The organism is Mongoliimonas terrestris, from assembly GCF_001927285.1.
In the GTDB taxonomy this organism is placed as follows: domain Bacteria; phylum Pseudomonadota; class Alphaproteobacteria; order Rhizobiales; family Pleomorphomonadaceae; genus Chthonobacter; species Chthonobacter terrestris.
Window position 1 is genome coordinate 177,581 of the sequence record NZ_MSIG01000001.1, and the last position, 25,796, is coordinate 203,376.

Sequence of the window (25,796 nt, forward strand, 5' to 3'; positions counted from 1 at the left end):
GCCACCGAGGCTTCCATGCTGGACCATCCGTCGACCGTGCCGGCCAACTCCGACAGCGCCCGCGACCGGGCCGCCCTGATCCACCCGATGACCGACCTGCAGCGCCACGACCGGGAAGGCCCGCTGCTGATCACCCGGGGCGACGGCGTCCATGTCATCGACGAGGACGGCAAGTCCTACATCGAGGGGGTGTCCGGCCTCTGGTCCGTCTCCCTCGGCTTCGGCCAGACGCGGCTGGCCGCGGTGGCCCACAGGCAGATGCTTGAGCTGCCGAGCTACCACCTCTTCCGCCACAAGAGCCATCCGAACGCGATCCGGCTCGCCGAGCGGCTGCTCGCCATGGCGCCGGTGCCCATGTCCAAGGTCTTCTTCGCCAATTCCGGCTCGGAGGCGAACGACACGGCCATCAAGCTCGCCTGGTACTACAACAACGCCCTCGGCCGGCCGGAGAAGAAGAAGATCATCGGCCGGATCGGCGGCTACCACGGCATCACCGTCGCCTCCGGCAGCCTCACCGGGCTTGCCCGCAACCACGCCGACTTCGACCTGCCGCTGCCGCGCTTCCTCCACACCGACTGCCCGAGCCACTGGAAATACGGCCTGCCCGGCGAGAGCGAGGCGGCCTTCGCGGCCCGGCTCGCCGCCAACCTGGAAGCCCTGATCCTGACCGAAGGCCCGGAGACCATCGCGGCCTTCTTCGCCGAACCGGTGATCGGATCCGGCGGCGTGATCGTGCCGCCGGCGGGCTATTTCGACCTGATCCAGCCGATCCTGAGGAAGTACGACATCCTCTTCGTCGTCGACGAGGTGATCTGCGGCTTCGGCCGGCTCGGCGAGATGTTCGGCGGGGAGGTCTATGGCCTGAAGCCCGACATGATCGCCATGGCCAAGGGCCTCTCGTCCGGCTACCTGCCCATCTCCGCCCTGATGATGAACGAGGCGATCTGGGAGGCCTGCTACGCCCAGTCCGGCAAGCTCGGCGTGTTCGGCCACGGCTTCACCTATTCGGGCCACCCGGTGGCGGCCGCCGTCGCCCTGGAGACGCTGGACCTCTACGAGGAATACGCCATCCTCGACCACGTGCGCGGCCTGGCGCCCCTTCTCCAGGCCGGCGTCCAGCGGTTCGCCGACCATCCCCTCGTCGGCGAGGCGCGCGGCATCGGCTTTCTCGGCGCCTGGGAGCTCGTCGCCGACAAGGCCGCGAAGACGCCCTTCGCCCCGCCCGGCCACGTGGGCCTTCTGGTCGAACGGCACTGCCAGGAGCGCGGCGTGATCCTCCGCGCGCTCGGCGACGTGCTGTCGACCGCCCCGCCGCTCGTCTCCACCGCCGCCGACATCGAGCGGATCATCGACGTGGTCGGCGAGGCCCTCGACGCGACGCTGGAGGACCTCTCAGGCTCAGCCCACAAGGTCTGAAAGACCCCGTCCCCCCGTCTCGAAAACCGATCCTCGCCCCGCCCCGCGACCGGAGACGGCCCTAGGGGCGGGCCGCGAGGAGGGACGCCGCCAGGGCGAGCATGACCACCCCGACCAGGCGGTCGAGCCATCGCCAAGCGGCCGGCCGGGCGAACAGCGGCCGGACGAGGCGCGCGCCGAAGCCGAGCGCCGCGAACCAGGAGACGCTCGCCGCGACGGCGCCGACGACGAAGATCGGGCGGACCGGAGCCGGCTGCGACGATCCGGCCGCCCCCATGAGGAGCACCGTGTCCAGGTAGACGTGCGGGTTGAGGAAGGTGAAGGCCGCCGCCGTCGCCAGGGCCCGGGGCAGCCCCACCGGGTCCGCGTCGCCGGCAAGCACGATCGTCGCGGGCGTCATCGACCGGCGCAGCGCCGCGAGGCCGTAGCAGCCGAGGAAGGCGGCCCCGCCGCAGGTGAGCCAGAGGGTCAGCTGCGGCGCGGCGGACAGGAGGGCGCCGAGGCCGCCGACCCCGGCGATGATCAGCACGGCGTCGGCCGCCCCGCAGAAGAGCACGACCGGGCCCACGTGTTCGCGCCGAAGCCCCTGGCGGAGCACGAAGAGGTTCTGGGCGCCGATCGCCATGATCAGCGCCGCCGAAAGGGCGAAGCCGGACAGGAAGGCGGAGAGGACGGCCGAAAGGTCGGGGCCGGGCGGGATGGGGGCGAACGGGCTCGTCATCCGCCGCTCTTGCCGCGTTCGTCGCTTTAAGGGAAACTCGTTTTTCTGTTCCAGATGAAGCCAGGCTTAATCGATGCTGGACTATCCGGCCCTCGGCGCGGTGGCGGCCATCGTCCGCGAGGGCAGTTTCGAACGGGCCGCCGGCGCCCTCGGCATCACGCCGTCCGCGATCTCGCAGCGGGTGCGCGGCCTGGAGGAGCGCCTCGGCGCGATCCTGATCATCCGCACCCAGCCCTGCCAGCCGACGGACCTCGGCCGGACGCTGCTCGCCCATCTGGACAAGGTTCGTCTGCTGGAAGCCGATCTCGCGCCGGCCCTCGGCATCGGTCCCGCGGGCGGCATGCCGACGCTGCGCATGGCCGTGAACGCCGACAGCCTCGCCACCTGGTTTCCGGCCGCCGCCGCGGGCTTCGGCCGTGACGGCGGCGTCTCGCTCGATCTCATCCTCGACGACGAGGGCCATACCGCCGACCGGCTGCGGAGCGGCGAGGTGCTGGCGGCCGTCACCGCCGACCCGGGTCCGGTGCCGGGCTGCCGGACGCTCCCGCTCGGCGCGCTCCGCTATGCGGCCTGCGCCAGCCCTGCCTTCGTCGCCCGCCATTTCCCGCACGGGATGGATGCCGCCGCGCTGGCGCTCGCACCCGTCCTTCGCTTCAATCATCAGGACCGGCTGCAGGCCCGCTTTGCCGCCATGGTCTGCGGGTCCGAGGCGCTCGGTCCCGTCCACGCGGTGCCGTCGACCCACGCCTTCCTGGATCTGGCGATCGCCGGCCTCGCCTGGGGCCTGCAGCCGGTCGACCTCGCCGCCCCGCATCTCGCCGCCGGACGGCTCGCCGAGATCGAACCAGGCCGTCTCCTCGACGTGGACCTCTTCTGGACCGTCTCGCGGCTTCCCTCCGCCGCCCTCACGGGCCTGACGAAACACGTGCGGGCCGCCGCGCGGGAACGCCTTCGCTAGGTCGAAAGCCCCCGAAGCGACCGAAGCACCCCCGCCCCGGCTCGGTGCGACCGCCCGCCCACCGCCCTCTCGCCCTAGCGGTCACCCGCCGTGATCGCCTTTGTACCAGTCGAGGATCTCCGACCCGGTCCAGTGCACCACGCCCTCGTGGCCGAGGATGTGGTCGTAGAGCATCTCCAGATACTTGATCCGGTGGGGCGCGCCGGTGAGGTAGGGGTGGATGGAGATCGCCATCACGCGCGGTTGCGTGGCGCCGTCGAGAAAGAGCCGGTCGAACTGGTCGACGCCGCGCCGATAGATCTCGTCCGACCGGTGCCCCTGGACGGCGGTCATCACCACGTCGTTGATCTCCACCGTGTAGGGCACCGAGACGATCGGCCCGGACGTGGTGGAAAGGGTCACCGGCTGGTCGTCCAGGCACCAGTCGCACACATATTCGATGCCGGCCTCCGCCAGATGGTCGAGCGTGTCCATCGTCTCGGTGAGCCCCGGCGACTCCCAGCCGCGCGGCGCCTTGCCGGTGAGCGCGCGGATCGCCTCGATGGTGTCGCGGATGGCGCCCGGCTGGTCCTCCACCCGGTGCATCGGCCGCTGCACGAAGCCGTGCCCGATGAAGTCCCAGCCCGCCGCGTGGGCGGCCTCGCAGGCCTCCGCGTACACCCGGCAGGCCGAGCCGTTGACGGCGAAGCTCGCCTTCAGGCCGCGGGCGCCGAGCACCTCCAGGAAGCGCCAGAAGCCCACCCGCATGCCGTACTCGTGCCAGGCCCAGTTCGGGATGTCCGGCAGGAGCGGCTGGCCCATGGGCGGCGGCAACACGGCCCGGGGCATCGGGCCGGCGGGCGACCAGGTCTCCACGTTGACGATGGTCCAGACCGCCACGCGGGCGTCGTTCGGCAGGCGGAGCGGCGGCCGCCGTGTGATCGGCACGAAGGGAAGGCGCCCCCGGATCCGCTCCGGGTCGATGTCGCTGTCCGCCATGGTCATTGCCTCTTCGGTGTCATGCCCGGCGCGTGACGCGCGGGCTTGCCTCAGCTGTACGCCGCGAACGCGTCCGCCACCGCCCGCCGGTCCGCGCCGCCGGCGAGAAGCACGGCGAGGAGCAGCCGCGCCTTGTGGGCGGAGAGGAGCCCGGCCGGAACCAGCCCCTTGGCGATCAGGTCCCTCTCCGACCCCGGGAAGCCGTAGGTGGTCCGGAACACGGGCCCGCCCGGCACGCGCGTCGCCAGCACCACCGGCATGCGCACGCTCAACGCCTCCAGCGGTTCGGCGAGCGCGGCCGGCACGTGGCCGGCGCCCATGGCCTCCAGCACGAGCCCCCGGTAGCCGAGGTCCGCCACCGCCCGGATCAGGCGGCCGTCGTCGCCGAGCGTCGCCTTGGCGATCGCCACGGGGGGCAGGTCCTTGGCGCCCGGCGCCGCCGGAAGAACCGGCGGCCGCCTCAGGGCGAAGGGGAGACGGGCCCTGCCCTCCATCACGTGGCCGAGCGGGCCGAAGCCCGGCGCGGCGAAGGCGGAGGCAAGGCCGGTGTGGGTCTTCTCCACCAGCCGCGCCGCATGGATCTCGTCGTTGAGCACCACCAGCACGCCCTGCCCGCGCGCTTCGGGCGCGGCGGCGACGATCGTCGCGGCGAGAAGGTTGGCGTGCCCGTCCGCCCCGGGGGCGGCGGCGCCGCGCATGGCGCCGGTCACCACCAGCGGCGCGTCGGCGGTCCAGCCGAGGTCGAGGAGGAAGCTCGTCTCGTCGATGGTGTCGGTGCCCTGCACCACGACGACGCCCGCCGCGCCCGCCTCCACCGCCGCGGCGGCGAGCGCCCGCACGTCGGCGATCTGCGCGAAGGTCAGCGAGGCGCCGGGAACCAGGAAGGGCGTCGCGACCACGATGGCGGCCACGTCGGCGAGCGCCGGCACGGCCGCCACCAGGTCGGCCCCGGTCAGCGACGGCGCGATCCCGCCGGCCGCCTGGGGCGCCATGGTGATCGTGCCGCCGAGAACGAGGATGTGGACGGTCGGTTGCATGCGGATCCCGCTCAGGTTCTGGACGGAGGGCGCGCCCGGCCGGTGCCGGCGCGGGGCGCGTCGGGTCAGCGGTTGTCGTCGGAGCGCCAGAAGATCAGCTTGCGGTCCAGCCATTCCAGGAGGAAGTAGCCGCCGGCGCCGATGAAGGCGAGCACCACCACGACGGCGAAGACGCGGTCGATGCGGAGCTGGTGATTGTAGAGCTCCACCAGATAGCCGAGGCCTTCGGACGCGCCCACGAACTCGCCGACGATCGCGCCGATCACCGCGAAGGTGAGCGCGGCCTTCACGCCGGCGAAGATGACCGGCAGGGCGTGCGGCAGCGACACCTTGCGGAAGGTCTGCATCGGCGTCGCCTTCAGCGAGCGCATCAGCTTGCGGGCGTCGTCCGGCACGCTTTCCAGGCCCACCATGGTGTTGATGAGGACCGGGAAGAAGGAGATGACCACCGCCATCACCACCTTGGAGCTCTGGCCGAACCCGAACCAGGCGATGAAGAGCGGCGCGAACACGATCTTGGGGATCGCCTGGAAGCCGACCACGAACGGATAGGCGATGCGCTTGGCGGTCGGCCACACGGCGAGCGCGATGCCGAGCATCAGGCCGATGGCGGTGCCGAGGACGAAGCCGACGAGGATTTCCGTCAGCGTCACGCTGAAGTGGCGCAGGAAGAAGTCCGTCTGCACCAGCGACCAGAGCGCGGCGGCCACCTGCGAAAAGGCCGGCAGGATGATGGGCGACACCAGCCCGGCCCGCGGCGCGATCTCCCAGGCGGCGAGGATGACGGCGACGATCGCCAGCGAATAGAGCCGGTAGCGCAGCCGCTCGGCCTGCTCCGGGTCCCGCACGGCCGCAGCGGGCGGGGCTTGATCAGTGATCGCCATGGGTGTTTCCCAGAATGCCACGGACCTTGAAGATGAGGTCCGAGAAGGATTGCTTCTGCATGGTGCCGATCGTGCGCGGACGCTCCAGGTCGATGTCCACGATGCCGGAGACCTTGCCGGGGCGCGGCGTCATCACGACCACCCGGTCCGACATGAAGACCGCCTCGGTGATGTTGTGCGTCACGAACAGCACCGTGATGCCGGCCGCCTGGGTGATGCGCATCAGCTCCAGGTTCATGGCCTCCCGAGTGAACTCGTCGAGCGCGCCGAACGGCTCGTCCATCAGGAGCACGTCCGGCTCGTAGGTCAGCACGCGGGCGAGCGCCACGCGCTGCTGCATGCCGCCGGAGAGCTGGCGCGGGTAGGCGTCCACGAAGGCGCCGAGGCCGACAGCCTCGATCACCGCGCGCGCCTTGTCGCGGATGTCGGCCTGCTTCAGGCCGAACACCTCCGCCGGCATCAGCACGTTCTTCTCCACGGTCCGCCACGGCAGGAGAACCGGCGTCTGGAACATGAAGCCGACCTGCCGCGAGGGCTCGGTCACCGGCTGGCCGTTCACGTGGGCCACGCCGCCCGTGGCCGGCAGGAGGCCGGCCACCATGTTGAGGAAGGTGGACTTGCCGCAGCCGCTCGGCCCCACGAAGGCGATGAACTCGCCCTTGCGGATCTCAAGGTCCACGTCCCTGAGGGCGACCACGTCGCCGCCCCCGAGCTTGAACGTCTTCGACAGGCCCTTCGCGGTGACGATGGGCGCGCCGAGACCGGCCGGCCGGGGCGACGCGCCCCGGTCTTCTCTCGGAACGGGAGCCGCCATGATCATTCGGCCACCACGGCGGCCTTGTCGAACCCGTTGGCCTTCTCGATCAGCGAGGAGTCGAGCGCCGCGCCGAGGTCGACGTCGGCCGCAAGGCCGCCCTCCTCCTCGGTACCCTGGCGCAGAAAGTCGTGGTAGGCCTGGAAACCGGCGGTGTAGTGGGTGCCGAGCGGCTGGTCGGCCAGCGCCTGCGGCGGCGTCTTCAGGATGTGCGCGGCCTCCCAGTTGGCCTTGGCGAGCGCCTCGTCCTCGAACTCCTCCGGCCGGATGGTCTTGGCCATCTCGAACGCCTTCTCGTCATGGGCGGCCGCATAGGCGACGCCCTTGGCGACGGCGCGGAGGAACCCCTCGTACTTGGCCGGGTCGGCCTGAAGCGCCTCGGCGGTCACCACCACGCCGTTGGCGGGGAAGTCCTGCGCCTGCTGGGGCAGGATGGTGGTCATCTCGATGCCGCGGGCCTGGATGGCCGCCAGGTCGAAGAGGCTCGACGAATAGGCGTCCACCTGGCCGGTCTGGAGCGCGTCCACCGTGAGAGCCGAGCCGTCGCCGACCGGCAGCAGCTGCACGTCCGAGCCCTCGGCGAGGCCGGCCTCGGCCAGCACCGCGCGCACCAGCGGCACCTCGCCGCCGGAGAGATCCGACACGCCCACCTTCTTGCCCTTGAGGTCGGCGATCGTCTTGATGCCGGACGAGCCGGTCGCCGCCAGGGTGAAGATGTTGGCGTACTGGTAGGAGTAGATCCACTTCAGCGCGTAGCCCTGGGCCACGGCGTTGAGGAAGGCGCTCGGCGCCGGCAGGGCCGCGTCGGCGTTGCCGGCGATCACCTGCTGGACGGCGGCGCTCGACCCGCCCGCGTCCTGGAACTCCACGTCCAGGCCTTCCGCCTCGAAATATCCGAGCTCATCGGCGATGTAGAACGGGTGATACTGGTTGACGCTCTCCACCGGGAACATGAACCGGAACGGCTTCAGCTCCTGGGCGAAGGCCATGCCCGACAGGAGCACCGAGGCGGTCGCCGCGGCGATGCCGATGGACCGCGAAAAGGCCTGAATTCGCTTCGTCATCTGTCTGTTCCCATCTCGTCTGGTGTGGCTGCCGGACCGCTTCTCCTCGGGATCGAGGGGCGCCGATCAATCTCGTTGTGCCTCCAGGACTAATATATTAGATTCTAGATATCAAGACGGGTTGGCGCGAATGTATGCGCGACCCATTCATGAGCAGATGGCACGGACGGCTCGCCGGGACAGGGGTCGGGCAGGGGCCGAAGCCGCGCGCAAGAGGCGGAGGGGAAGACGGCAATGGATCTGACGGAAGCGGAACGTTCGGCTGTCCGGTCGGTCAGCCGCAAGGACGCGGTCCTCGCGGTGCTGCGGGCGGGGATCATCGACGGCCGCCTTGGGCCGGGCGCGCGTCTCGACCAGAACGAGATCGCCCAGTCGCTCGGCGTCAGCCGCATGCCGGTGCGCGAGGCCCTGAAGCAGCTGGAGACCGAAGGCCTCGTGGTGGTCTACCCCTATCGGGGGGTGGAGGTCGCCCGGCTGGACCCGGAAGCCATCACGGAGCTTTTCGGCATCCGCATCGCGCTCGAACGGCTGGCCGTCTCCCGCGCGGCCGCCAACCTGACGGCGCCGCACCTGAAGGCCATGCAGGCGATCCTGAAGAAGATGGACCGCAGCGTGACCCTCGGCGGGGTCGACGATCCCTGGATGCGCCAGAACCGGGAGTTCCACACCATCATCAATGAGGCGAGCGACTGGCCGCGTCTCGTCGAGACCATCGACCAGTTCCGCAGCAACGTGGAGCGGTATGTGCGCTACTACCTGCGCACCCGCGGCCGCGAGCAGTCCCAGCTTGAGCACTGGCAGCTCTACGAGGCCTGCGCCAAGCGCGATCCTGCCGCCGCCGCCACCATCATCGAGCAGCACCTCCAGAACACCGCGGACGCGCTGATCGAAGCCATCCGCGCCGGCGAGGCCGCCCCCGCCCCCCGCGCCGGCGAAGCCGCGCCCGCCTCAAAGCCTCCGGCGGCAACGGACTGACCCGTCCGGCCGCCTCCCGTCCCCCCCTCAGCCAAAGGCCTGTCGTGACCTTCCAAGCAGCCGCTTCCCGCCCGCGCGCCCGTCGGATCGACATTCACGCCCACTATTATCCCGAGCGCTTCATCGATCTCATGGAAACGGAGGGCTGCCGCTGCGGCGCCTGCGTGCGCCGCGACGCCCGAGGCCCGGTGATCGACGCCGGGCCGCTGCACGCCGGCCCGCTCGCCCGCCGCTTCATCGACCTCGACCTCAGGATCGCCGACATGGACGCCCAGGGCGTCGACATGCAGGCGCTCTCGCTCACCCAGCCCATGGTCTACTGGGCCGACGCCCCCCTCGCCCGGCGCCTGTCGGCGGTGTTCAACGACGAACTCGTCGCCGCCCACGCGCGCCACCCGACCCGCCTCGTCGGCCTTGCCATGCTGCCCGTCCACCATGCCGACGAGGCCCTCGCCGAGCTGGAGCGCGTGCGGCAGGCGCCGGGCATCCGCGGCATCTACATGGGCACCGCGATCGGCGACATGGACCTTTCTGACGAGCGGCTCTTCCCGGTCTTCGCCGCCATCGAGGACAGCGGCCTGCCGATCTTCCTGCACCCCCTGAAGGTGCTCGGCATGGAGGACCGGCTGAAGCCCTATTTCCTGGCGAATCTCCTCGGCAATCCGTTCGACACCGCGGTCGCGGCCGCCAAACTGATGGCCGGGGGCGTGCTCGACCGGTTCCCCCGACTCTCCTTCGTGCTGCCCCACGGCGGCGGCGCCCTCCCCTTCCTGATCGGGCGCCTGCAGCACGGCTGGCGCGTCCGCCCGGAGCTCGCCCACATGGCGTCCGGGCCGGAGAGCTACCTGAAGCGCTTCTTCTACGACACCATCACCCACTCCGACGCGGCGCTCGCCTACCTGATCGACCTGGTCGGTCCGGACCGCGTGCTCCTCGGCAGCGACTACTGCTTCGACATGGGCCTGGAGCGCCCGGTCGAGGCGGTCGGCCGTCAGGAGACGCTGGCGCCCGACCAGCAGGAGCAGATCCTCGGCGGCAACGCGGCGGCGCTCCTCAGCCTGCCGGACTGAGCGGGACGGCGGGCCCTCGGGGCTCGTCGCCGACAGGCCGGCTACAGGCGGCTACAGGCGGGCTACAGGCCGCGACAAAGGCGGCTACAGGCCGGCTACAAGCCGGGCGACGTTGCCGCGACCAAGCGGCTTCATCCGCGTTGTAGTCGCCCCCTTGGCCGCAAAGCGGGGAGCCGGACCGGCCCGCCGCACGCCCTTGAAACGGCGCTTCTCCGCTTCGATGCGCTGGTATTTCCGGCCCGTTTTGCCCGTTGGCCTTGAGATCAACTCAAATGAAGCTATATAGGAGGTGTCGATCTTTGCAGATGGTGCTCGGATTTCGCGCAGATTTCATTCCGCGCAATAAAATCGAGCTCCCTGGAAAAATCGCGAGCCGCGTTCGCGACGCGTGGTGCGGCGCTCGGTTCTATTTTCTAAAGGTTCAAAATGACTACCGGAACAGTGAAGTGGTTTGATTCCACAAAGGGCTTCGGCTTCATCCAGCCGAACGACGGCGGCCCCGACGCCTTCGTGCACATCTCCGCCGTCGAACGGGCGGGCCTCGGCACCATCTCCGAGGGCCAGAAGGTCAACTACGACCTGGAGCGGGACGGCAAGTCCGGCAAGATGGCGGCCTGCAATCTCCAGGTGGTCTGACCGCCAGGTCCTTGCTGCCAAACGATTTTTCAACCGTGGCCTGACTCGGGACGTTCCCGGGTCGAGGCGCCGGACGAGCGGACCAGGGGCGACCTGGCAAGGGGCTGCCGGGCGATCTCGCCAGCCCCTTGCCGGGCGCCCCGCGCCTGCTCCTGCCGCCGGACAAGGCCACGACAAGGAGAAGGACAACGCCCATGACGATCGAGACCGAACCGTTCAGGGTAGGCCAGTCCGTCCGCATCCTGCCGGGTTTTCACCAGCGCAAGGCCGTATCCGATGTGTATCGGGTCGTTCGGTGCAATGAGCTCGACAGCAAGAACCCCAGCTATGTTCTTGTGAACGACGTAAACCACAGTCAGCGCCGCGAGTACCACGACCGGCTGGTCCCGATCACGGTGGGCGAAAACCTGACTACCGATGTATTCACGGTCAGGAGCGCCTGATGACACTTCGCGAAATGATCCCCGGCCTCAACGCCGAAGAGCTGAAGACCATTCGCATCAACGCGACCCGCATGAACACCTCCGGTACGCCGAAGCAGAAGGAACAGGCGCGAGACGCTCTGGTCCTCCTCGACGAGGAAGAGGCGCGCCGCCGCGAAGCCGCCCCGCCGCCGGCCCCGAAGGCATCGTCCAAGGCGAAGAGCGCCGATCCGTCCAAGAAGCCCCGGAAGGCGAAGGCGCCCGCCGCCGCATCCTGAAGCGGTCCTTGCGACAGGCGACGGACCCAATCTTTTCAACGTCTTGACGAACGCAAGGCGGGTCGATGGCCCGCCTTTTTGGTCGTGGCGGACCTGGCGACCGCCACCGCCAAGACGCAGCCGGACCGCCCGGCGCGCCGCTCAAAAAAACACCCAAGCTTGAACATGGACTCCGTAACGGCGGGGGCCGCTGGCGAGACTAACGGATGAACCGTCGCCGGCCGGGCACGGATCAGTCCTTCGATATGCGGCAAGGCCCCCGCCCGCCTGCCGCAGTTCGCCAGCTTGGAGCCTGTCCATGCCCACGCCCGTCATCGTCACCGGCGCCGCCGGCAATCTCGGCAGCGCCGTCGCGGCGCTCCTCGCCGCCCGCGGCCACCCGCTCGCGCTGGTCGATCGCGCCCGCGAGGGCCTGGAAGCGACCGCCGCGACGCTGCCCGCCGGCGCCGACCCGCTGCTCCTGCCGGAGGTGGATCTCACCGACGCCGCGGCCGCCAAGGCCATGGCGGAGGCGGTCTTTTCGCGCTTCGGGGCGATCGGCGGCCTCGTCAACACGGTCGGTGGCTTCCGCACCGGCCCGGTGATCGACGGCGCCCTGGAGCAGTGGAGCCTGATGATGCTCCTCAACGCCACCGTGCCGCTCAACACCAGCGTCGCCGTGCTGCCGGCCATGAAGGCGGCCGGCTTCGGGCGGATCGTCCACATCGCCGCCGCACCGGGCCTCAAGGCCGGCGCCAACCAGGCCGCCTACGCGGCCTCCAAGGCGGCCGTTCTTCGCCTCGTGGAAAGCATCGCGGAAGAGCACCGCAAGGACGGCATCACCGCCAACTGCATCCTACCGGGCACCATCGACACGCCGCAGAACCGGGCCGCCATGCCGAACGCCAAAACCGACGGCTGGGTGCAGCCGGCCGCCATCGCCCGGCTGATCGCCTTCCTGGTGTCGGACGAGGCGGGTGTCGTCACCGGCGGCGCCATCCCGGCCACCGGGCGCGGGTGACCGCGATGCTCCTCGACCTCTCCGATCCGGTGGCCGTCGGCCTCGCCCTCTGGGGCGGGATCGGCCTTCTGGTGGCGGCCGTCTTCCTCACCGTCGGCATCGACCGGGTGGAGCCGGCCGCCCGCGGCGCCTATGCGGTGCGGCCGCTCCTCGTGCCGGGGATCGTGCTCCTCTGGCCCGTGGTGCTCCTGCGCTGGCGGGCGCTGGAAAAGGCCGACCGGCCATGATGCGCCCGCACCGCCGCGCCCACGCGGCTCTCTGGACCGCCCTCGCGCTCCTCCTGCCGCTCGCCGTCCTGGCGAGCCTTCTCGCCGAACCGCGCCTTTCGGCGGACGCCCCGCCGGTCCGCCTCGATCCGCCCGCCGGGGGAGGCGCCGGATGAGCGTCGCCCTGAAGCCGGTCGGCTGGAACCGCAACAAGCTCGTCTACGATGCCGTGCTGATCATCGGCGCGGCGGTCTACATCCTGGCGTTTTTAAACCTCGCCCCCATGCTGTCGGAGGGCGCCGCGAAGGTGGACGCGCCGATCCAGCGCATGCGGGCGTTCGGCTCGCTCGCCTTCCTGATGCTCACGCTGGTGCTCGCCATCGGGCCGCTCGCCCGGCTCGACACGCGCTTCCTGCCGCTCCTCTACAATCGGCGCCATTTCGGCGTGATCACCGCCCTGGTGGCGACGACCCACGCGGTGGCGGTGCTCGACTGGTACTACGCCTTCTCGCCGACGCCGCAGCTCCTCGCCCTCTTCACCGCGAACACCAGCTTCGACCGGATCGCCGGCTTTCCGTTCGAGATCCTGGGCGTCGCCGCACTCCTTGTGCTCGCCGTGCTGGCGGCGACGAGCCACGACTTCTGGCTCTCCTTCCTGACGCCGCCGGTCTGGAAGGCGCTGCACATGAGCGTCTACGGCGCCTACGGGGCGGTGGTGCTCCACGTGGCGCTCGGGCCGATGGCCGGCGGGCGCGACCCGGTGCTCTCGGCTCTGGTCGCGGCGAGCGTCGCCACGCTGGCGACGCTCCATCTGGTGACGGGTCGGCGCGAACGGGCCGCGGACGCGGCGGCCAGCCCGCCGGCGGCCGAGGACGGCTGGATCGACGTCGGCGACGTCTCCGAGATCGCCGAGGCGCGCGCCATCGTGGGCGCCGCGCCGGGCGGCGAGCGGATCGCGGTGTTCCGCACCAAGGACCGGCTGGTGGCCATCTCCAACGTCTGCTCGCACCAGAACGGGCCGATCGGCGAGGGCAAGGTGGTGCGCGGCTTCATCACCTGCCCCTGGCACGGCTACCAGTATCGGCCGGAGGACGGCTGCTCGCCGCCGCCCTTCCGCGAACGCATCCATCGCTACCCGCTCCGCCTCAACGGCAGCCGGGTGGAGGTGGCGACAACGCCCGTTCCGCTCGGCACCCGCCTGGAGTCCTTCCGCATCCCCGGCGCAACCGCGCCCGCATCGCCCGTGCCGAGGACAGACCCGCCCGGCCCCAGGGCCGCGGCGCCGGGTCCCGCAGACGACAAGGTGGCGTCATGAGCCTCAAGCCCGCCGATCCCGGCTTTTTCGTCGGCTATTTCAAAAAGGTGCCGCCGGCCGTCCGGACCTTTTCGCTCGCACTCGCGGCCGCGCTGGTGGCGGCGCTCGGCGGCGCGGCCCTCGCGCTCGCCGTCTCGCCGGAGCATCCAGGATCCGGCGCCTATGTGAACGACCTCGGCGACGGGTCCCTCACCGGCATCCTGGAAACGTCGCCCTATCCGCTGCTGCGCGTGCCGGCGGCGGACGGGCGCCCGGCCCGGGCCGTGATGCTCGCGGGGCCGAGCAAGATCGGCGTCGGGCAGGCGGCCGCGGGCCTCGACGGCGCCACGGTGGACGCAGGCGGCGTCTTCGTCCGGCGCGGCGACCTCGACATGCTGCTGGTCGGCGGCCCGGTCGGCCTCCGCGCCAGCACGGCCGGGATGTCGCTACCGGCGCCCGCGGGGCCGGAACCACTCGGCCGCTGGCGGATCACCGGCGAGATCTGCGACGGCAAGTGCGCGGCCGGCGCCATGAAGCCCGGCACCGGCCTTGCCCACAAGGCCTGCGCCAACCTCTGCATCACCGGCGGGGTGCCGCCCGTGTTCGTCACCACCGCCCCGGTGGAGGGCGCCGGCTTCCTGCTGCTGGCGGACGCGGACGGTGGCCCGCTGCCCGCGCGGCACCTTCACCGCACCGGCGAGCGCATCGCCGTGGAGGGGGTGGTGGAGCGGCGCGACGACCTCCTGATCCTGAAGGTGGAGGTGGTCTTGCCATGACGGACGGGCATGCGCCGCACACTTTGTCGCGGAGAGCCCACGCCGGCGGTCTCGTCCTGGCCGCTCTCACGGCGCTCGCGGCCTGGACCGTATGGGTCGAAATGCCCGGCTGGATCGGCCGTCTGGGCTACGGCGACCTCCTGGTGCTGGCCCGCCTGGCGGGGCTTGCGGCGGTGTTCGCGCTGGCGACGGTTCTGGAAGGGCTGCTCGCGCGCATCGGGTCGGAGAAGTCCTGAGCGACCGCCGTCCGGTTGGATCCCAACCCGGAACGGCGGTCGGCCGCAAACCCGCGTGGAAGCATGAACGCGCCGGCTGGTGCCCTTTCGTCAGGCGGCTCTCACGGAGGCCAGGAAGCTCCCGACCTCGACCTTCAGGACCTCGGCCTGCCGCGACAGGGCCTCGGAAGACGACAGCACGCCGCGCGAGGCATCCGCGGTCGAGGATGTCGACCGGGAGACACCCCCGATGTTGCCCGACACCTCGGCGGTGCCGGCGGATGCCTGGCTGACGTTTTCGGCGATCTCCCGGGTCGCGGCGCCCTGCTGCTCGACGGCCGTGGCGATCGCGGTGGAGATGCCGTTCAGGTGACCGATCACGCCGCTGATCTCGGCGACCGAGGAGACCGCCTGGTCGGTCGCGCTCTGGATGCCGCCGATCTGCTCGGAGATCGTCCGGGTCGCCTTGGCCGTCTGGTCGGCCAACTGCTTGACTTCCGCGGCCACCACGGCGAAGCCGCGGCCCGCGTCTCCGGCGCGCGCGGCCTCGATGGTGGCGTTCAGCGCCAGAAGGTTGGTCTGGGCGGCGATGGTGTTGATGAGATCGACAACCTCGCCGATCCTCTGGGCGGATGCGGACAGGTCGCGGATCTGAACGGCCGTGCGGTCCGCATCGCCGACGGCGCGCTGGGCGACGTTCGACGCCTCGTGCACCTGCCGGGCGATCTCGGCGATCGAGGACGTGAGTTCCTCGGCGGCCGAGGCCACCGTCTGGACGTTGGCCGAGGCCTGCTCGGAGGCGGCCGCCACCGCCGACGACTGGGCGAGGGCAAGATCCGAACTGGTGGAAAGGGACTTGGCCGCGGACCGCAGGTCCCCCGACGCGCGCCCGACCTCCTCCACGACACCGCCCACGGCCTTCTCGAAGCCCGCCGCGATCCCCTCGAGCAGCCGTCCGCGTTCCATCTCCGAGGCGATCGCGTAGGCCTCCATGAGCACCTCGATGTCGAACCAGGCGGCCTTTCGAAGGGCGTCGAGGGTCGCACCGTGTGCCCGCACCGCCTTGCCCCCCAGACCGAAGCGCGACCGGGGCCGATGCGCGTCGAGCCTTCCGGTCGCCACGTCGAGCACCGCGTGGTGGCAAAGAACGACCGCATGGGCCGGGATCTTGCGCTCCACGAAGGAGGCGGCGAACCGGAGGGCGCTGTCGGCGAAATCGGCTCCGAAGTCGCCGGTGGCCGCCATCATCCAATGTCCGAAGCGGGCCTTGTGCATCGACGGATCGGCGAGCGCGCGCTCGATGTCCGGCCAGGCCGCGAAGTGGCTGCGGCTTTCCACCAGAATGGCGTCCAGCGCGTCCTGAAGGACAGGCCTCAGCGCGCGCAACGACGCAAGGTCCGCCGCCGAGAGTCCGAAGGCGTGGAGTTGGCGAGACACATCGAGCTTCTGCATATCAATCCTCTCAGCTGACATCGCCCCCGGACGATCCATCGCGCGGCCGATCCGCCATCGCACGGACCACAGCCGGGTCCGGCCACCGATGGACAGCGCCGATTTAGGTCTCGGATGCTTGATGTGCAGTTAACATACGAAGGAAAGCGGCAGTTCTCGCGCAAGTTTTGTCAGATATTTAACGAAGGGCGGCGGCGACATCCGCAACTGCCAACAGTGTTGGCTTTGTGCTAACTATGAAGCACGCACAACCCGTGCCCGGTATCCTTCCAAGGCTCGTACCTGAATGGCCTATCCCGTTCCATCGGACGAATATGAGCGCTTGGACGTCCTCGCGGCACTCGATCTGCTGGTGGGCGCTGCACCGGACCTGTGGAATCGGATCACGCGCATCGCGCAGCGCCGGTTCGCGGTTCCCTTCGCGGCCGTGACGCTCATGGCCCGCGACGAGCAGCACATCCGGTCGGCCTGCGGGTTCGCGCCCGGGCGCACGCCGAGGGACCAGTCGTTCTGCAGCTGGACCATCCTGCACGACGCCGTGTTCGTGGTTCCAGATGCCACGCGGCACGGCGACCTCTGCGGGAACCCGTTCGTGGTGGGCGAACCCGGCATCCGCTTCTATGCGGGCGCCCCGCTCGTGCTCGCCACCGGGGTCCGGCTCGGGGCTCTCTGCGTCATCGACACCCGGCCCCGCGCGTTTTCGCCGGCCGACGCGGCTGTCCTCCGGCACCTGGCGCGGATCGCGGCGGACGAGATCTGGCTCTCCAGCCTGGAGGGCGGCTTCGCCTTCGATCCGGATGGAAACGCGGCGCCGGCGCCTCTTTCCATGCGGCTTACCCCGACCCAGATCCGCGGAGGGCGGGGCATGCTGGGCTGGTCGGTGGAGGCGCTTGCATCGGCCGCGGGTGTATCGCCGGCGACCGTCAAGCGTGCCGAGACGGCGGACCGGCATTCCGGGGTCGGCGATCCCTATGTCCACGTGATGCGCCACGCCATGGAGGACGCCGGCCTGGAGTTCACCTTCACCCTCGGGGCGGCACCGGGCGTGCGTCCGCGGGTCGCCGCATCGACTCCGTCCGCCTAACGGATCCTCGCGGCGACGGCCGCTGCGCCGGGCCGGTCAACTGTCGAGGACGATGACCGCGTGCGAGGAGAAGGACACGTGGGTGGTGCTGCCGACGTCCGGCGGCGGGGCATCGGCGCGGTTGAAGATATCGAGCGACAGGGAAACGCCGGCGGCGGCCACCTTCAGCCGGATCACGGAGCCGAGGAAATAGACCTCCTGCACCTTCGCCTCGAGCACCACGTCGCCGCTCCGGGTGCCCATCGACACCGCTTCCGGGCGGAGCGCCAGCACGATCGGGTCGCCGGCCTTCCGGCCCGCCACCGCCCGCGGTTCCAGCGTGACCACGTCGCTCTCCACCCGCACGGTCCCGGCATCCGGATCGACGACGATCGCCGGGATGTTGTTGAGCTTGCCGACGAAGCCGGCGACGAACCGGGTGGTCGGCCGGTTGTAGATCTCGTGCGGCGTGTCGCACTGCTCGGCGATGCCGCCGTTCATGACGACGACCCGGTCGGAGATGGTCAGGGCCTCCTCCTGGTCGTGGGTCACGAAGATGGTGGTGATGTTCAACTCGCGCTGGATGGCGCGGATGTCGTCGCGCAGGCTGACGCGGATCTTGGCGTCGAGCGCGGACAACGGCTCATCGAGGAGGAGAACCTGCGGGCGCGCCGCGAGCGCCCGGGCGAGCGCGACCCGCTGCTGCTGGCCGCCCGAGAGCTGGTAGGGATAGCGGTCCGCCAGATGCCCGAGCTGGATCAGGTCGAGCATCTCCTTGACGCGGCTTGCGATCTCCGGCTTGGACGCGCCCGCGATCTTGAGGCCGAAGGCGACGTTGCCGAACACGCTCATGTTGGGAAAGAGCGCATAGGACTGGAACACCATGCCGATCTGGCGCTGGTTCGCCGGCAGATGGGTCACGTCGCGGCCGCCGATCTCGATGGCGCCGGAGGTCGGTCGCTCGAAGCCCGACACCATCCGGAGCACCGTCGTCTTGCCGCATCCCGACGGGCCCAGGAAGGAGACGAATTCGCCCTTGCGAACCGACAGGTCGAAACTCTTGACGACCACGTTGGCGCCGAACGCCTTGCTGACGGCGGACAGTTTCAGGAAGCTCATCGGGCTTCGTTCCTTGAGAGCGCCAAGGTGAGGCGAGGGAAGACGCGCTGGCCCGGCTTGCGCGTGGCGAAATACTGCATCAGCCCCATGCAGGCCCAGGTGAGCGCGAAGGTCATCACGGCGAGCGCGGCCGGCTCGTAGGCCCGGTCCTGGCCGATCTGGACCAGGTAGGGCCCGAAGGCCGGCCGGTTAAGGAGGCTCGCCAGCACGAACTCCCCGAGCGATATGGAGAAGGTCAGGAACGCGCCGGAGATGATGGACGACCGGACGTTCGGCAGGATGACCTCCATGATGGTGCGCGCCCTGGAGGCGCCGAGGCTCTCCGCCGCTTCCGTCAGCGTCACGATGTCGATCGACGCCATGCCGTTGTCGACGGCGCGATACATGTAGGGCAACGACAGGACGACGTAGCCGGACACGAGGAGAAAATTGGTCCCGCCGTCGGTGGTCGTCAGCGGCAGGATGGAACTCGACCCGAACATTCGGATGTGGCCGAAGACGAGGACCACCGGCGGAATGATGAGCGGGAGAAGGCTGACGAACTCGACCACCGGCCGGAGCTTCGGGAGCCGCAGCCGGACCCAGTAGGCCGTGGGCGCGACGAGGGCGGCGCCGACCACGATAGCCGCCAGGGAGGCGACGGCCGAATAGGCGAGCGTCGACAGGAAGACGTCGCTGGAGAACACCGACTCGTAGGCGGCAAGGCTCCACTCGCCGCGCTTCATTTGGAGCGAGAACTGGAAGGTGGCGTAGAGCGGCACCAGGAAGTAGAGCGCCGCCAGCACCACGATCAGCGTGGAGAGCCAGGGAAAGGGCTTCTTCATTTGTGCCACCGCTCGGCGCGCATGCGCAGGATCATGTAGAGCACGTTCGACACGACCATGATGGCGACCATGCCGAGGGCGAGGGCGTAGCCGAGGTTCGGGTTGTAGAGCACGTTGCCGCGGATCTGCTGGAAGAGGACGATCGGCACGACGGAGTAGTTCGATCCGGTCAGCGCATAGACCGTCGCGAGGGTGCCGAAGGCGTTGGCGAAGAGAAGAAGGAAGCAGCCGAGGACGGACGGGGTGATCAACGGCAGGGCGACCATGGTCCAGTACTGGCGCCTCGTGGCGCCGAGACTTTCGGCCGCCTCGCGCCACTCGCGCCGGATGCCGTCCATGGCCGGCGTGATCACCAGCAGCATCAAGGGCATCTGGAAATAGAGGTAGGTGAGCGCCAGGCCCCAGAAGGAGAAGAGATTGAAGCCGGTGGCGTAGAGGTTGAAGCCGAAGACCTCCCGCAGCACGATCGTCACGAGGCCGAGGCGGCCGAGGGTGGCGATGAAGGCGAAGGCGAGCGGCACCCCGGCGAAGTTGGACGCGACGCCGGAAAAGGTCAGGAACACGGGCCGGACCCAGGCGGGAAGCCCGCCGAGGATGATCGCATAGGCGAGAAGCAGGCCCGTGACCGTGCCGAGGGCGGCGGAGACGAGGCTGAGGCGGATCGACAGCGAGTAGGAGGCGACGATGTTCGGCGACGACAAGGCCAGGATGTTGTCGAGCGTGTAGCCGCCGTCGGCCGCTCTGAAAGCCCCGTCCGTCAGGGTGACGATGGGGGCGAGGAGAAAGAGCGCACAGAAGAGGAAGAAGGGCAGGACGCCCAGCCATTTCCAAAAGCCGGAGAAGCGGGCCAGTGGACGGCCGATGCCAGGATCCGACCGGCCGACCGGCGCCGAAGCCGTGTCCAGTGCGCTCATCTGCGAAGGTCTCGCTCGTTCATCATGCCCGAAGCCGTCGCCGGCCGGCGACGGCTTCGAAGGATCGGCGGGTGGGAAGGGCCGGCCGGCCGCGGACGGCCGGCCTTGGATCCGACCTTACTCGGCGCCCATCTCCGTCGCCCAGGTCTCGGCGACCACGGCCTTGGCGGCCGACTGCTCGTCAAGGGTCGGGAAGACGGCCTTGGCGTAGGCTTCCGGCGACGGCATCTTGTCGAGGAGATCCTGCGGGATCACGCCGCGGGCGGCGAGATCGTTGAAGCGGATCGGGTGGCAGTAGCCCTTCAGCCAGCCGAGCTGACCTTCGTCGGAGTAGAGGTATTCCATCCACAGCTTGGCGGCGTTCGGATGGGGCGCGTAGGCCGAGATCGCCTGCACGTAGACGCCCGCGATCACCGCGTCGGACGGGATGATGACCTCGACCGGCGGGTTGCCGGCGAGCTTGTCGCGCATCGCGAGCACGTTGTAGTCCCAGTCCATGAGGACCGGCGTCGCGCCCTGGGCCATGTTCTGGGCCGAGCCGTTCACCGCGACGAGGTTGCCGCTCGCCTTCAGGTCCTTGAAGAAGGCGGTGCCGGCGGTCGCCGCGTCGGCGCCGCCCTTGCCGACGGCCGCAAGGCCGGCCGCATAGACGGTCATCATCGACGAGTTGCCGGTGCGCGGGTCGCCCGGCATGGCGACGGCGTTCACATAGGCCGGCTTGGCGAGGTCGGCGAAGGTCGCCGGCATCTCGGTCACCAGGTCCTTGTTCACGCCGATGGCGAGCACGCCGTAGTAGTCGCCGTACCAGTAGCCGTCCGCGTCCTTGGCGTCCGCCGGGATGCTGTCCCAGGTCGAAACCTTGTAGGGCTGGATCAGGCCTTCGGCCTTGGCGGCCGGGCCGAACGACAGGCCGACGTCGATCACGTCCGGCGCCTGCGGGCCGGTGTTGCCCTTGTTGGCCTTGATGGCCTCCAGCTCGTCCGCCGAGCCGGCGTTCGGGTCGAGTTCGTTGACGGTGATCTCAGGATACTTCGCCTTGAAGCCCGCGATCACGTCGCCATAGGCGCACCAGTCGTGCGGCAGGGCGATCGTGGTGAGCATGCCCTCGGCCTTGGCGGCCGCCACCAGTTCGGCGCTCGGCTCCGCCTTGGCGGCCGGCGCGATCAGGTTGGCGAGAATGGTGGTGGTGACGAGCACCGTCTTAAGCTTCGACATTGGGAACCCCCGAGTTGCAGCGGGGGGTGTAGGTGGCCAAGATCACAGCCTCGTGAAGCTTTCACGACCGATCGGCAACGCCCCGGACCCGCCGGCGTCCCGGTCAAGGGCGACCGGGGCTGGATCCGACGAAGCCGGAACGAATACTTAGCCGACCGGCAAACTATCTCTTGCCACCGCGTCGTGGTGCTGATAGTTAGAGTTATGGCTAAGCATGACGCCGATCTTTCCCTGCTCTTCCACGCCCTGGCGGACCCGACCCGGCGGTCCATCCTCACGCGGCTCGCCAAGGGACCCGCGCCGGTGACGGAACTGGCAGGCCCGACGGGCCTGCGCCTACCGACGGTGATGCGGCACCTGTCGGTGCTGGAGGAGGCCGGGCTGATCGCCACGTCGAAGGATGGCCGGGTGCGCACCTGCGCCCTCGTGCCCGAGGCGCTGACCGCGCCTCGCACCTGGCTCGACGAGCAGCGGGCCCTCTGGGAAGCCCGGCTCGACCGCCTGGACGACTATGTGATGACCTTGATGAAGGAACGCGAGACATGATGCCCGACCTCGATCCGGACACGGACCTCAGCTTCACCCGCACGCTGGCCGCGCCGCGCCGGCTGATCTGGGAGTGCTGGACCCAGCCGAAGCACATCCCGCACTTCTTCATTCCGGCGCCGCACAAGGTGACGGCGGTGGATCTCGACGTGAGGGTCGGCGGCCGGTTCAACACCGTCTTCGAGGTGGAGGGAGCCCTGATGGACAACAAGGGCGTCTACTTGGAGGTCGTCCCGGAGCACAAGCTCGTCTTCACCGACGCCTACACCGAGGGGTGGAAGCCGGCGCCGGAGCCCTTCATGACGGCCATCCTGCTCCTTGCCGACGCCCCCGGAGGCGGCACCACCTACACGGCGATCGCCCGCCACCGGAGCCCCGACAGCCGGAAGGCCCACGAGGCCATGGGCTTCATGGAGGGCTGGGGAACGGTCGCCACCCAACTGGAGCGCTATGCGCAAGGCCTGGCCCCATGAGCGACCGGTACGCGACATTGACCTTCGAGCGGACCGTGGCGGCGCCGGTCCGGGCGCTGTGGCAGGCCTGGACGGCGCCGGCCGCCCGCGCGGTCTGGGCAGCACCCTCCCCGGCGGTGACGGTCGACTTCGTGGAGGCCGACACAAGGGTGGGCGGCCGCGAAGTGTCGCTCTGCAAAGTGGCCGGAGAGCCGGACGTCCGCTGCGAGGTCGCCTGGCTGGTGCTGCAGCCGGAGACCTGCAGCGTGAATGCCGAGGTGATCTCCATCGGCGGCGAAACGCAGTCCGCGGCCCTGATCACCGCCGCCTTCCATGCTCACGACGGGGGGAGCCGCGTGGTCGCGACCGTGCAGCTGTCGTCCCTGGCGAACGACATGGCGGCGGGCTATCGCGAGGGCTTCGGCGCCGGCATGGACAATCTGGCAGACGTGGCCGGACGGACCATGGTGCTCCAACGGGTCATCCGGGCGCCGCGTGCCATGGTCTGGCAGGCCTGGCTCGATCCGGAAACGCTGCCGCGGTGGTGGGGACCGGACGGGTTCTCCTGCCGGACAAAGCGGATCGACCTTCGGACCGGCGGCGACTGGGTCTTCGACATGATCGGCCCCGATGGCACGGTCTACCCGAACCATCACCGCTATGCGGAGGTGCGGCCGACGGACCGGATCGCCTACACCCTGCTCTGGGGCGAGGACGGGCCGAAGCACGCCGACGCCTGGGCCTCCTTCGTGGAGGAGGAAGGGGCCACCGTGGTGACGCTCGGCATGGTCTTCAGCACCGCCGCGGAGTTCCAGACGGCCATCGGCTTCGGCGCGGAGGCGCTGGGGCTGCAGACGCTGGGCAAGCTGGCGCGCGCCGTCGGGGCGGACTGATCCCAAGCTCATTCAGTCCCGACCTGTCGGGACTGAATGAGCGCAGGCAAGCCCGAACGGGCGGCGGCCTGCCAGGCCGCAACACTCATGGCCGCAACACTCGTGAAGGTCGGACGAGGCCGACCTTCAGAAGCCGGGCATGATCCCTCAGACCGCCGAGTAGCCGCCGTCGACCACGATGGTCTGGCCGGTCACATAGGCCGCCTCGGGACCGGCCAGGAAGAGGACGGCCCCGGCGACGTCCTCCGGTACGCCCTGGCGGCGGAGCGGGATGGAGGCCTCCAGGTCGTGGCGCGCCGCTTCCGGATCGGCCTGGTGCTGCCAGAACGCATCGTTGAACGGCGTCTCGATCCAGCCGGGGGCGACCGCGTTGACGGTGGTGCCGTCCGGGCCGAGCTCGTCCGCAAGCGCGCGGACAAGGTTGAGGAGACCCGCCTTGGAGGCGTGGTAGGCCGGCATGCCGGCGTGTCCGCGCAGGCCTCCCGTAGACGAGGTGACGATGATCCGGCCGCGGCCGGACCGGGCGAGGTGCGGCGCGGCCGCCTGGGCGAGCAGGAAAGGCGCGCGCAGGTTGACCGCCAGGGTCAAGTCGAAATCCTGAGGGGTCCAGTCCGCGAGCCGGCGGGCGAGCAGCACCCCGGCGTTGGCGAAGACCACGTCGAGGCCGCCGAACAGGCGGGCCGCGGTGTCCACGACGGCGCGCGGCGCTGCCGCGTCGGAGAGGTCGGCGGTGACGGTCTCCAGCCGGCCGGGGCCGCCCTCGGCGCGGAGCGCCGCGAGGCCGGCTTCGTTGCGGTCCGCGATGAGGACGGCGTCGCCGCGGGCGCGGAAGGCCCGCGCGGTGGCGGCGCCGATGCCGGTGGCGCCTCCCGCGATCAGCACGCGCAGCATGGACGGCCTCAGGGTCGGAGGTTGGACGGGGGCGCGCTGGCGTCGCCGACGGCCGTGGCGGGACCGCGCCGGCGGGACGCGGTCGGCAGCCTCCAGCCGCCGAAGCGCCGCGCCGCCCAGAGCTTCCAGGCATAGGCGGTGGCGTTGTCCGGCCACTGGGTGACGATCTTGCCGGACGCGGTCTTGAAGTAGTTGCGGCCCTCCACGAAGGCGGTCCCGGTCATCTGGGCCTGAAGCCAGGCGTTGTAGCGGGCCGAGGCCTCCGCGCTCACCTCCACGGTCCGTTCGCCGCGTCGGGCGAGCCGGCGGAGTTCGCCCGCGGCGAAGCGGGCCTGGCGCTCCAGGTTCGACACGATGAAGCCGCCGTTGGTGTTGGGGCCATAGAGCATGAAGAAGTTCGGAAAGCCCGGGACCATCACGCCGAGGAAGGCCTCCGGTTCGCCCTTCCAGACATCCGAGAGGCTGCGGCCATGCCGGCCGACCGTGGGCAGGGACACCAGATAGTCGGTCACCGCGTAGCCGGTGGCGAGCACGATGGCGTCGAACCGGCGATGGACGCCGTCCACGTCCACCAGCCCGTCCGCCTCGGCCCGGGCGACCGCCTTCGGCACGAGGGTGACGTTCGCCCGCTTGAGGGCCGGGTAGAAGTCGCTGGACATGACCGCGCGCTTGCCGGCGAACGGGTAGTCGGGCGTCACCGCGGCCTTCAGGTCCGCCCGATCGGCGAACACGGCGTCGATATAGGCGAGCGCGGCGTCGCGCGCCTCGCTGTTCGGCCGGGCGCCCGGGCGGAAGAAGGCGCCGCGCCACTCGCGCACCTCCTGGGCCGTGTAGAGCTTCAGGCGGAGGAGCTTGCGACGCAGCCAGCTTCTGGAGAGCAGTGCCCGCTCCGCGGTGCTGAAGTCGCGATCGCGCTTGGGCAGCAGCCAGCCGGGCTGGCGCTGGAAAAGCGTCAGGTGGGAGACCGCCGGCGCGATGGCGGGCACCACCTGGGCGGCGCTGGAGCCCGTGCCGACGACGGCCACGTGCTTTCCCGAAAGGTCGACGGCGGGATCCCAGGCGGCCGTGTGGAGAACGGGCCCTTGGAAATCGTCGAGTCCCGGCCAGTCCGGATATTTCGGGCGGGTGAACATGCCGACGGCGGAGACGACGGCGTTGTAGAGTTCCGCCTCGCCCTTGTCGGTGGTGACGAGCCAGCGCTCCACGTCCGGCTGCCAGACGGCCGAAGTGACGGCCGTCTTGAGCCGCAGGTTCGGGCGTAGCCCGAACCGGTCGACCACCGCCTCCAGATAGCCCTGGAGTTCGCGCCAGCCTACGTGGGTGCGCGACCAGTCGTGCGGCGCGAACGAGTAGCTGTAGATGTGCGAGGCCGCGTCCGTGGCGGCGCCCGGGTAGCGGTTGGACCACCAGGTGCCGCCGACGCCCTCCGCCGCGTCGAAGATGCGGATATCGGAAAAGCCGGCGCGCTTCAGGAAGAAGGCCGCGGCGATGCCGCCGAAGCCGGCTCCGATCACGGCGATCCGGAAAGGCGTCTTGGATGGGTTCATGGCTGGTCCTTGTCGCTGGGAGGCGTCTGCGCACGGGAGCGGCCGAAGGCGGCGCGGGCCGCGGCGGCGGTCGTCAAGGCATCCGGAAGGGGTGGAACGCCCGCCGGAACATACGGCCGGATGGGGACACGCATGA

The 25,796-nt window shown here is 70.1% G+C and carries 30 protein-coding genes; 17 read left to right on the forward strand and 13 right to left on the reverse strand.

Annotated features, from left to right (window positions below; all coding sequences use genetic code 11):
- Window positions 1–15: 15 nt before the first annotated feature.
- The gene (locus BUQ68_RS00655; protein ID WP_075214006.1) at window positions 16–1,416 is read left to right on the forward strand and encodes an aminotransferase; all 1,401 of its coding nucleotides are present in this window, start codon (window positions 16–18) and stop codon (window positions 1,414–1,416) included.
- A 61-nt stretch (window positions 1,417–1,477) separates the two neighbouring features.
- Here BUQ68_RS00655 and BUQ68_RS00660 read toward each other — a convergent pair whose 3' ends face one another.
- The gene (locus BUQ68_RS00660) at window positions 1,478–2,137 is read right to left on the reverse strand and encodes a LysE/ArgO family amino acid transporter (protein WP_075214007.1); all 660 of its coding nucleotides are present in this window, start codon (window positions 2,135–2,137) and stop codon (window positions 1,478–1,480) included.
- A gap of 73 nt (window positions 2,138–2,210) precedes the next feature.
- Between BUQ68_RS00660 and BUQ68_RS00665 the strand changes: the two genes are divergently transcribed.
- A complete protein-coding gene (locus tag BUQ68_RS00665) occupies window positions 2,211–3,095 on the forward strand; it encodes a LysR family transcriptional regulator ArgP (RefSeq protein ID WP_075214008.1) in 885 nt (294 codons plus the stop codon).
- Window positions 3,096–3,176: 81 nt separating this feature from the next.
- On the opposite strand, the gene BUQ68_RS00670 is transcribed toward BUQ68_RS00665, so the two are convergent.
- The 5 genes from BUQ68_RS00670 to BUQ68_RS00690 all read right to left on the reverse strand — a co-directional run bounded on the left by BUQ68_RS00670 (window position 3,177) and on the right by BUQ68_RS00690 (window position 7,872).
- Window positions 3,177–4,073, reverse strand: a complete 897-nt coding sequence (locus tag BUQ68_RS00670; protein WP_075214330.1) for a polysaccharide deacetylase family protein — start codon at window positions 4,071–4,073, stop codon at window positions 3,177–3,179.
- A 50-nt stretch (window positions 4,074–4,123) separates the two neighbouring features.
- The gene (locus BUQ68_RS00675; protein WP_075214009.1) at window positions 4,124–5,110 is read right to left on the reverse strand and encodes an asparaginase; all 987 of its coding nucleotides are present in this window, start codon (window positions 5,108–5,110) and stop codon (window positions 4,124–4,126) included.
- Between the two features lie 65 nt (window positions 5,111–5,175).
- Window positions 5,176–5,994, reverse strand: coding sequence for an ABC transporter permease (locus BUQ68_RS00680; RefSeq protein ID WP_075214010.1), 819 nt, complete (start codon window positions 5,992–5,994; stop codon window positions 5,176–5,178).
- Window positions 5,981–6,808, reverse strand: coding sequence for an ABC transporter ATP-binding protein (locus tag BUQ68_RS00685; RefSeq protein WP_210215569.1), 828 nt, complete (start codon window positions 6,806–6,808; stop codon window positions 5,981–5,983). The genes BUQ68_RS00680 and BUQ68_RS00685 overlap by 14 nt, the downstream gene beginning before the upstream one ends.
- A gap of 2 nt (window positions 6,809–6,810) precedes the next feature.
- Window positions 6,811–7,872, reverse strand: a complete 1,062-nt coding sequence (locus BUQ68_RS00690; RefSeq protein ID WP_075214011.1) for an ABC transporter substrate-binding protein — start codon at window positions 7,870–7,872, stop codon at window positions 6,811–6,813.
- A gap of 234 nt (window positions 7,873–8,106) precedes the next feature.
- Here BUQ68_RS00690 and BUQ68_RS00695 point away from each other — a divergent pair, with 234 nt between their 5' ends.
- The 11 genes from BUQ68_RS00695 (at window position 8,107) to BUQ68_RS00740 (ending at window position 14,765) form a co-directional block, all read left to right on the forward strand.
- Window positions 8,107–8,847, forward strand: coding sequence for a GntR family transcriptional regulator (locus tag BUQ68_RS00695; protein WP_075214012.1), 741 nt, complete (start codon window positions 8,107–8,109; stop codon window positions 8,845–8,847).
- A 44-nt stretch (window positions 8,848–8,891) separates the two neighbouring features.
- Window positions 8,892–9,917: an amidohydrolase family protein gene (locus BUQ68_RS00700; protein ID WP_075214013.1), complete on the forward strand. Its 1,026-nt coding sequence runs from the start codon at window positions 8,892–8,894 to the stop codon at window positions 9,915–9,917.
- A 426-nt stretch (window positions 9,918–10,343) separates the two neighbouring features.
- Window positions 10,344–10,553 carry a cold-shock protein gene (locus BUQ68_RS00705; protein WP_075214014.1) on the forward strand — a complete coding sequence of 70 codons (210 nt, stop codon included), beginning with the start codon at window positions 10,344–10,346 and terminating at the stop codon, window positions 10,551–10,553.
- A 194-nt stretch (window positions 10,554–10,747) separates the two neighbouring features.
- Window positions 10,748–10,996: a hypothetical protein gene (locus tag BUQ68_RS00710; protein ID WP_075214015.1), complete on the forward strand. Its 249-nt coding sequence runs from the start codon at window positions 10,748–10,750 to the stop codon at window positions 10,994–10,996.
- Window positions 10,996–11,253: a hypothetical protein gene (locus BUQ68_RS00715; protein WP_075214016.1), complete on the forward strand. Its 258-nt coding sequence runs from the start codon at window positions 10,996–10,998 to the stop codon at window positions 11,251–11,253. The genes BUQ68_RS00710 and BUQ68_RS00715 overlap by 1 nt, the downstream gene beginning before the upstream one ends.
- 298 nt (window positions 11,254–11,551) lie before the next feature.
- The gene (locus BUQ68_RS00720) at window positions 11,552–12,253 is read left to right on the forward strand and encodes an SDR family NAD(P)-dependent oxidoreductase (protein WP_075214017.1); all 702 of its coding nucleotides are present in this window, start codon (window positions 11,552–11,554) and stop codon (window positions 12,251–12,253) included.
- Between the two features lie 5 nt (window positions 12,254–12,258).
- Window positions 12,259–12,480, forward strand: coding sequence for a hypothetical protein (locus tag BUQ68_RS00725; protein WP_075214018.1), 222 nt, complete (start codon window positions 12,259–12,261; stop codon window positions 12,478–12,480).
- Window positions 12,477–12,635, forward strand: a complete 159-nt coding sequence (locus tag BUQ68_RS23530) for a hypothetical protein (protein WP_175577701.1) — start codon at window positions 12,477–12,479, stop codon at window positions 12,633–12,635. The genes BUQ68_RS00725 and BUQ68_RS23530 overlap by 4 nt, the downstream gene beginning before the upstream one ends.
- Window positions 12,632–13,774: a Rieske (2Fe-2S) protein gene (locus tag BUQ68_RS00730; protein ID WP_075214019.1), complete on the forward strand. Its 1,143-nt coding sequence runs from the start codon at window positions 12,632–12,634 to the stop codon at window positions 13,772–13,774. The genes BUQ68_RS23530 and BUQ68_RS00730 overlap by 4 nt, the downstream gene beginning before the upstream one ends.
- Window positions 13,771–14,529, forward strand: a complete 759-nt coding sequence (locus tag BUQ68_RS00735) for a hypothetical protein (RefSeq protein ID WP_075214020.1) — start codon at window positions 13,771–13,773, stop codon at window positions 14,527–14,529. Before BUQ68_RS00730 ends, BUQ68_RS00735 begins: the two co-directional genes overlap by 4 nt.
- Window positions 14,526–14,765 carry a hypothetical protein gene (locus BUQ68_RS00740; protein ID WP_075214021.1) on the forward strand — a complete coding sequence of 80 codons (240 nt, stop codon included), beginning with the start codon at window positions 14,526–14,528 and terminating at the stop codon, window positions 14,763–14,765. The genes BUQ68_RS00735 and BUQ68_RS00740 overlap by 4 nt, the downstream gene beginning before the upstream one ends.
- Window positions 14,766–14,855: 90 nt before the next feature.
- On the opposite strand, the gene BUQ68_RS00745 is transcribed toward BUQ68_RS00740, so the two are convergent.
- The gene (locus tag BUQ68_RS00745) at window positions 14,856–16,196 is read right to left on the reverse strand and encodes a globin-coupled sensor protein (RefSeq protein ID WP_175577702.1); all 1,341 of its coding nucleotides are present in this window, start codon (window positions 16,194–16,196) and stop codon (window positions 14,856–14,858) included.
- A gap of 322 nt (window positions 16,197–16,518) precedes the next feature.
- Between BUQ68_RS00745 and BUQ68_RS00750 the strand changes: the two genes are divergently transcribed.
- The gene (locus BUQ68_RS00750; RefSeq protein ID WP_075214023.1) at window positions 16,519–17,280 is read left to right on the forward strand and encodes a GAF domain-containing protein; all 762 of its coding nucleotides are present in this window, start codon (window positions 16,519–16,521) and stop codon (window positions 17,278–17,280) included.
- A gap of 36 nt (window positions 17,281–17,316) precedes the next feature.
- Here the strand turns inward: BUQ68_RS00750 and BUQ68_RS00755 are convergent, their stop codons facing one another.
- The 4 genes from BUQ68_RS00755 to BUQ68_RS00770 form a co-directional block, all read right to left on the reverse strand.
- Window positions 17,317–18,378, reverse strand: coding sequence for an ABC transporter ATP-binding protein (locus tag BUQ68_RS00755; RefSeq protein WP_075214024.1), 1,062 nt, complete (start codon window positions 18,376–18,378; stop codon window positions 17,317–17,319).
- Complete coding sequence (locus BUQ68_RS00760; protein WP_245293125.1) at window positions 18,375–19,211, reverse strand: ABC transporter permease; 837 nt, start codon at window positions 19,209–19,211, stop codon at window positions 18,375–18,377. Before BUQ68_RS00760 ends, BUQ68_RS00755 begins: the two co-directional genes overlap by 4 nt.
- Complete coding sequence (locus tag BUQ68_RS00765) at window positions 19,199–20,107, reverse strand: ABC transporter permease (RefSeq protein ID WP_425349485.1); 909 nt, start codon at window positions 20,105–20,107, stop codon at window positions 19,199–19,201. The genes BUQ68_RS00760 and BUQ68_RS00765 overlap by 13 nt, the downstream gene beginning before the upstream one ends.
- Window positions 20,108–20,233: 126 nt before the next feature.
- Entirely contained in the window at window positions 20,234–21,331 is a 1,098-nt protein-coding gene (locus BUQ68_RS00770) for an ABC transporter substrate-binding protein (RefSeq protein WP_075214027.1), read from the reverse strand.
- A gap of 204 nt (window positions 21,332–21,535) precedes the next feature.
- On the opposite strand from BUQ68_RS00770, the gene BUQ68_RS00775 reads away from it, so the two are divergent.
- The 3 genes from BUQ68_RS00775 to BUQ68_RS00785 are packed head-to-tail and all read left to right on the forward strand — an operon-like array spanning window position 21,536 to window position 23,222.
- Window positions 21,536–21,877 carry an ArsR/SmtB family transcription factor gene (locus BUQ68_RS00775; protein WP_175577703.1) on the forward strand — a complete coding sequence of 114 codons (342 nt, stop codon included), beginning with the start codon at window positions 21,536–21,538 and terminating at the stop codon, window positions 21,875–21,877.
- Window positions 21,874–22,350 carry an SRPBCC family protein gene (locus BUQ68_RS00780; RefSeq protein ID WP_075214028.1) on the forward strand — a complete coding sequence of 159 codons (477 nt, stop codon included), beginning with the start codon at window positions 21,874–21,876 and terminating at the stop codon, window positions 22,348–22,350. The genes BUQ68_RS00775 and BUQ68_RS00780 overlap by 4 nt, the downstream gene beginning before the upstream one ends.
- Complete coding sequence (locus tag BUQ68_RS00785; RefSeq protein WP_075214029.1) at window positions 22,347–23,222, forward strand: SRPBCC family protein; 876 nt, start codon at window positions 22,347–22,349, stop codon at window positions 23,220–23,222. Before BUQ68_RS00780 ends, BUQ68_RS00785 begins: the two co-directional genes overlap by 4 nt.
- 147 nt (window positions 23,223–23,369) lie before the next feature.
- On the opposite strand, the gene BUQ68_RS00790 is transcribed toward BUQ68_RS00785, so the two are convergent.
- Window positions 23,370–24,113, reverse strand: a complete 744-nt coding sequence (locus BUQ68_RS00790; RefSeq protein WP_075214030.1) for an SDR family NAD(P)-dependent oxidoreductase — start codon at window positions 24,111–24,113, stop codon at window positions 23,370–23,372.
- 8 nt (window positions 24,114–24,121) lie between these two features.
- Window positions 24,122–25,660, reverse strand: a complete 1,539-nt coding sequence (locus tag BUQ68_RS00795; protein WP_083656054.1) for a flavin-containing monooxygenase — start codon at window positions 25,658–25,660, stop codon at window positions 24,122–24,124.
- Window positions 25,661–25,796 lie beyond the last annotated feature (136 nt).

Bases quoted from the DNA above. Each gene is read 5' to 3' on its own strand.
- BUQ68_RS00780 (WP_075214028.1), top strand. From the start codon at position 21,874: ATGATGCCCGACCTCGATCCGGACACGGACCTCAGCTTCACCCGCACG.
- BUQ68_RS00715 (WP_075214016.1), top strand. From the start codon at position 10,996: ATGACACTTCGCGAAATGATCCCCGGCCTCAACGCCGAAGAGCTGAAG.
- BUQ68_RS00670 (WP_075214330.1), bottom strand. From the start codon at position 4,073: ATGGCGGACAGCGACATCGACCCGGAGCGGATCCGGGGGCGCCTTCCC.
- BUQ68_RS00775 (WP_175577703.1), top strand. From the start codon at position 21,536: ATGGCTAAGCATGACGCCGATCTTTCCCTGCTCTTCCACGCCCTGGCG.
- BUQ68_RS00730 (WP_075214019.1), top strand. From the start codon at position 12,632: ATGAGCGTCGCCCTGAAGCCGGTCGGCTGGAACCGCAACAAGCTCGTC.
- BUQ68_RS00735 (WP_075214020.1), top strand. From the start codon at position 13,771: ATGAGCCTCAAGCCCGCCGATCCCGGCTTTTTCGTCGGCTATTTCAAA.
- BUQ68_RS00725 (WP_075214018.1), top strand. From the start codon at position 12,259: ATGCTCCTCGACCTCTCCGATCCGGTGGCCGTCGGCCTCGCCCTCTGG.
- BUQ68_RS00685 (WP_210215569.1), bottom strand. From the start codon at position 6,808: ATGGCGGCTCCCGTTCCGAGAGAAGACCGGGGCGCGTCGCCCCGGCCG.
- BUQ68_RS00680 (WP_075214010.1), bottom strand. From the start codon at position 5,994: ATGGCGATCACTGATCAAGCCCCGCCCGCTGCGGCCGTGCGGGACCCG.
- BUQ68_RS00655 (WP_075214006.1), top strand. From the start codon at position 16: ATGCTGGACCATCCGTCGACCGTGCCGGCCAACTCCGACAGCGCCCGC.
- BUQ68_RS00795 (WP_083656054.1), bottom strand. From the start codon at position 25,660: ATGAACCCATCCAAGACGCCTTTCCGGATCGCCGTGATCGGAGCCGGC.
- BUQ68_RS00770 (WP_075214027.1), bottom strand. From the start codon at position 21,331: ATGTCGAAGCTTAAGACGGTGCTCGTCACCACCACCATTCTCGCCAAC.
- BUQ68_RS00790 (WP_075214030.1), bottom strand. From the start codon at position 24,113: ATGCTGCGCGTGCTGATCGCGGGAGGCGCCACCGGCATCGGCGCCGCC.
- BUQ68_RS00740 (WP_075214021.1), top strand. From the start codon at position 14,526: ATGACGGACGGGCATGCGCCGCACACTTTGTCGCGGAGAGCCCACGCC.
- BUQ68_RS00720 (WP_075214017.1), top strand. From the start codon at position 11,552: ATGCCCACGCCCGTCATCGTCACCGGCGCCGCCGGCAATCTCGGCAGC.
- BUQ68_RS00755 (WP_075214024.1), bottom strand. From the start codon at position 18,378: ATGAGCTTCCTGAAACTGTCCGCCGTCAGCAAGGCGTTCGGCGCCAAC.
- BUQ68_RS00665 (WP_075214008.1), top strand. From the start codon at position 2,211: ATGCTGGACTATCCGGCCCTCGGCGCGGTGGCGGCCATCGTCCGCGAG.
- BUQ68_RS00660 (WP_075214007.1), bottom strand. From the start codon at position 2,137: ATGACGAGCCCGTTCGCCCCCATCCCGCCCGGCCCCGACCTTTCGGCC.
- BUQ68_RS00785 (WP_075214029.1), top strand. From the start codon at position 22,347: ATGAGCGACCGGTACGCGACATTGACCTTCGAGCGGACCGTGGCGGCG.
- BUQ68_RS00675 (WP_075214009.1), bottom strand. From the start codon at position 5,110: ATGCAACCGACCGTCCACATCCTCGTTCTCGGCGGCACGATCACCATG.
- BUQ68_RS23530 (WP_175577701.1), top strand. From the start codon at position 12,477: ATGATGCGCCCGCACCGCCGCGCCCACGCGGCTCTCTGGACCGCCCTC.
- BUQ68_RS00710 (WP_075214015.1), top strand. From the start codon at position 10,748: ATGACGATCGAGACCGAACCGTTCAGGGTAGGCCAGTCCGTCCGCATC.
- BUQ68_RS00690 (WP_075214011.1), bottom strand. From the start codon at position 7,872: ATGACGAAGCGAATTCAGGCCTTTTCGCGGTCCATCGGCATCGCCGCG.
- BUQ68_RS00745 (WP_175577702.1), bottom strand. From the start codon at position 16,196: ATGCAGAAGCTCGATGTGTCTCGCCAACTCCACGCCTTCGGACTCTCG.
- BUQ68_RS00695 (WP_075214012.1), top strand. From the start codon at position 8,107: ATGGATCTGACGGAAGCGGAACGTTCGGCTGTCCGGTCGGTCAGCCGC.
- BUQ68_RS00705 (WP_075214014.1), top strand. From the start codon at position 10,344: ATGACTACCGGAACAGTGAAGTGGTTTGATTCCACAAAGGGCTTCGGC.